The organism is Arthrobacter sp. UYEF20 (assembly GCF_040546335.1).
In the GTDB taxonomy this organism is placed as follows: domain Bacteria; phylum Actinomycetota; class Actinomycetes; order Actinomycetales; family Micrococcaceae; genus Arthrobacter.
On sequence record NZ_JBEPNP010000060.1, the window covers coordinates 1 to 3,067 of the forward strand.

Consider the following 3,067-nt stretch of genomic DNA (forward strand, 5'->3'; position numbering starts at 1 on the left):
CGAGTTCAACGAGCAAGCCGCCGCGGCCTACCCGTACCAGCAGGCCTACCTGCCCTACAACCGCCTCGTCGACGGAACGGTCCACGACTGGTGACCAACGACGAACTCCCCACTCCGAAAGCCGGTGTTCCGGCCAAGCCGCGCATTGTTGTCATGGGCGTCTCGGGCTGCGGCAAGACCACCATCGGGGACCTCGTCGCCCGCGAACTGAACGTTCCGTTCCTCGACGGCGATTCGCTCCACCCGGTGGAAAACGTCGCCAAAATGGCGGCCGGCAGCCCGCTGACGGATGAGGACCGCTGGCCCTGGCTCGCGATTGTGGGCAGCGAACTGGCTGCCGCCGGTTCGGACGGCCTGGTCCTGGCCTGTTCAGCGCTTCGCCGCAGCTACCGGGATGCCATCCGCGAGCAGGCGCCGGACACCGTCTTCCTGCACCTGAACGGCAGCAAGGAGGTCCTCGGTGCCCGGCTGGAGGGCCGCAGCGGCCATTTCATGCCGGCCACGCTGCTGGATTCCCAACTGGCCACCCTGGAACCGCTGGCGGCGGACGAATCCGGCGTCGTAGTGGACATTGCAGCACCGCTTGCGGATGTCGTGGCAGCCGCTTTGGCCGGCATCGCCGGTGCAGCCTCCCACATCGCGGCCAACTCAGCGGGCGTTGGGTAAGTCCCAGTGGCGCCCGGGCGGGGCAGTTCGACGTCGACCTTCAGCGGCGCCGTTCAACCTCGACGACGACGCCCTTGGGTGGGTGGATTCCATGATCGCCGGAATGAGCCTCGGGGAAAAGATCGGCCGGCTTATCATCAAGGCCGGCCCGCACCCGGATCCTTCGAGGAATACTGCGACACCGCCCAGCTGAATTCTGTCTACTCCGGCTAAGCGCGAAGGGGCGGCCTCGGGATATCGCTGGGTCGCCCATTGCTGCCCGCCGGCCGCTACCTGAGCCGGCGGTGTTCATCGATCAGCGATGCAGGCACCGGCGAGACGCCAGGAAGGTCCTTGTCCCGGTCGGAATCCGGCTTGTGACGGCGGAGCAGGGCCGCGCCGTCGTGCTCCCAGCGGAATCCGGGGCTGGACACGGCAGCCCGTAGGCGCCGTCGACCGTGTCCGGGTATTTCGCCGCGAGGTCCTCCAGGACGTAAGCCGGAATCGTGCTGTCCTCCACGTAGCCGCGCAGGACTTCCGCTGCCGGGTCCTCCGCGTCGGCCGGCGGCGTACGGTGGGCGGCCTCGACCTGCCCGTAGCCGACGAGGAAGGACACGCCCATCACGGGATGATGGTAGAGCGCTACGTCGCCGGACTCTGCGAGCTCCGGCGGGAAGGAATCATCCGGTGCCAGCTGTTCGGCGGGGGTCACCCGCGCCGCAGCGTCGGGATTTTCAGCGACGGACGCCTCGCTGCAGGCATCCAGGAAACTGCGGTAGGCCGCTATGATGCCGGACCCGGTGCCGCTCACGATATGCGCGCCAAAGATGTCCAGGAAGACGGTGTGGTGCTTTCCGACGATCCTGCGTGCCTGCTCGGCCTTTTCCGGATTGTGGAATGCCAATGTGGGAAAGCGCTTGAGCAGGGACGCCGCAAGAGTCTTGACGGCGGGGAGGTCCCTCGGGCCGAACAGGCGCATGGTCCCGCTGATGGTCCAGATGTCACCGATCGGCACCAATCGGGTCAGGATGTAGCCGCCGCGCTGGACGACGCTGATCGCTTCCGCCCCTGCGGTGGCGTAGGCCGGGTAATCCATCTCATCGATGAGCAGGCCAAGCCGGGCACCCTTCCGGGCATCGACGTGGAAGACACCGAGAACATTGCGGTCCCGCCAGCTTTCGTAGACCAGCCGGTCTTCGGGCCCAATATTCTTGTTGGTGCGCAGATAGCGCTCGAGCAACGGCTCGCGTCCGTCCTGGTCCGGATAATAGAGCAGCAACTCGACGGCCTGCGCCCATTGGTCCTGCCCCTCACCCCCGCGTTCGGAGAATTCTGACAAGGCCTGCGTGAGGCGCCGGGCGAACCCGGGTGAGGCCGGGCTCCGCCCAGTTCATGACCGCCGGGCCGCGGAATATGTCAAGATTCCGACGGCCGTGGGCCCGGTCTTCACGGCGGCTGCGATGCTGTGGTTCACCCAGGTGACTGCGGACGGCAGCTATCTCGTCAACATGCTGCCCGCGCTGCTTCTCATGGGTGCCGGGCTGGGCATGGTCTTCGTTCCGATGCAGAACCTCGCCCTGTTCGGCGTGGACAAGGACGATTCCGGCGTCGCCGGCGCACTCGTCAACGCCTCGCAGCAGATCGGTGGTTCGCTGGGCATCGCCCTGTTCAGCACCATCGCGGCCGCCGCCACGGCCGGTGGCGTCTCACTGGCGGCCCTCTCCACCGGCTACTCCATGGTCTTCCTCTGGGCCGCGGGCATTGCGATCCTGATCGCCCCGATCGCCCTGCTGCTCATCAACATCGACCGCAAGAAGTTCACCGGAACCGACGGCGACGCCCCCATCGTCCACCTGGGATGAACCCGTCCTAACGGAGATAAGGGATCACCTGGCCTGCTGAACGACGACGGCGGCACTACGCCGAGTGCCGCCGTCGTCGTGCTCTGTATCCTGAGCGCCGGGTATCTTGAGCGCGGGCTACAGCCCGGCTCCGAACACCAGGGGAACGAGCGGGTCTCTATGAGGCGGCCGCTACTCTGGCTGGGCGCTGTCTGAAGCCGTGAGGAACATGAGCCATTCCGGGGAGGGGTCCTCGAGGGGCGCCGGCCAGCCCGGATCGGCCGTGTCTGCGGCGGGCCATGGGTGCCAGTCCGTGAATTGCTCCCAGTCCGTGAATTGGTGCCAGTCCGGGAAGGGGTCCGGGGGCAGCAGTTCCGGTTCGGGATCCCGGCCGGGGTGCCCGGTTGGCGGCGGGTCCGGATGATGTCCCGGATCCGCGGGCAGGGCCTGGCCCGGGCCGGTGTCCGTGTCTGTGTCTGGGCCGGTGTCTGTGGTCGGGAGCCAGTGTGGCCAGCGGGGTGGTTCCCAGTCCTGGTGTTCGCCGGGGTAGTGCCGCCCCGACGGTGAAATCCAGCCCGGTG

General features: G+C 67.3%; 3 protein-coding genes and 1 pseudogene. 2 read left to right on the top strand and 2 right to left on the bottom strand.

Annotated features, from left to right (window positions below; translation table 11 throughout):
* Window positions 1-90: 90 nt before the first annotated feature.
* Entirely contained in the window at window positions 91-666 is a 576-nt protein-coding gene (locus ABIB26_RS23600; RefSeq protein ID WP_354248632.1) for a gluconokinase, read from the top strand.
* 295 nt (window positions 667-961) lie between these two features.
* On the opposite strand, the gene ABIB26_RS23605 is transcribed toward ABIB26_RS23600, so the two are convergent.
* Complete coding sequence (locus ABIB26_RS23605) at window positions 962-1,984, bottom strand: hypothetical protein (RefSeq protein ID WP_354248634.1); 1,023 nt, start codon at window positions 1,982-1,984, stop codon at window positions 962-964.
* 94 nt (window positions 1,985-2,078) lie between these two features.
* On the opposite strand from ABIB26_RS23605, the gene ABIB26_RS23610 reads away from it, so the two are divergent.
* Complete coding sequence (locus ABIB26_RS23610; RefSeq protein WP_354248636.1) at window positions 2,079-2,507, top strand: MFS transporter; 429 nt, start codon at window positions 2,079-2,081, stop codon at window positions 2,505-2,507.
* A 171-nt stretch (window positions 2,508-2,678) separates the two neighbouring features.
* Here the strand turns inward: ABIB26_RS23610 and ABIB26_RS23615 are convergent.
* Window positions 2,679-3,067 (bottom strand): annotated as a pseudogene (locus ABIB26_RS23615) (hypothetical protein); the annotation flags it as partial.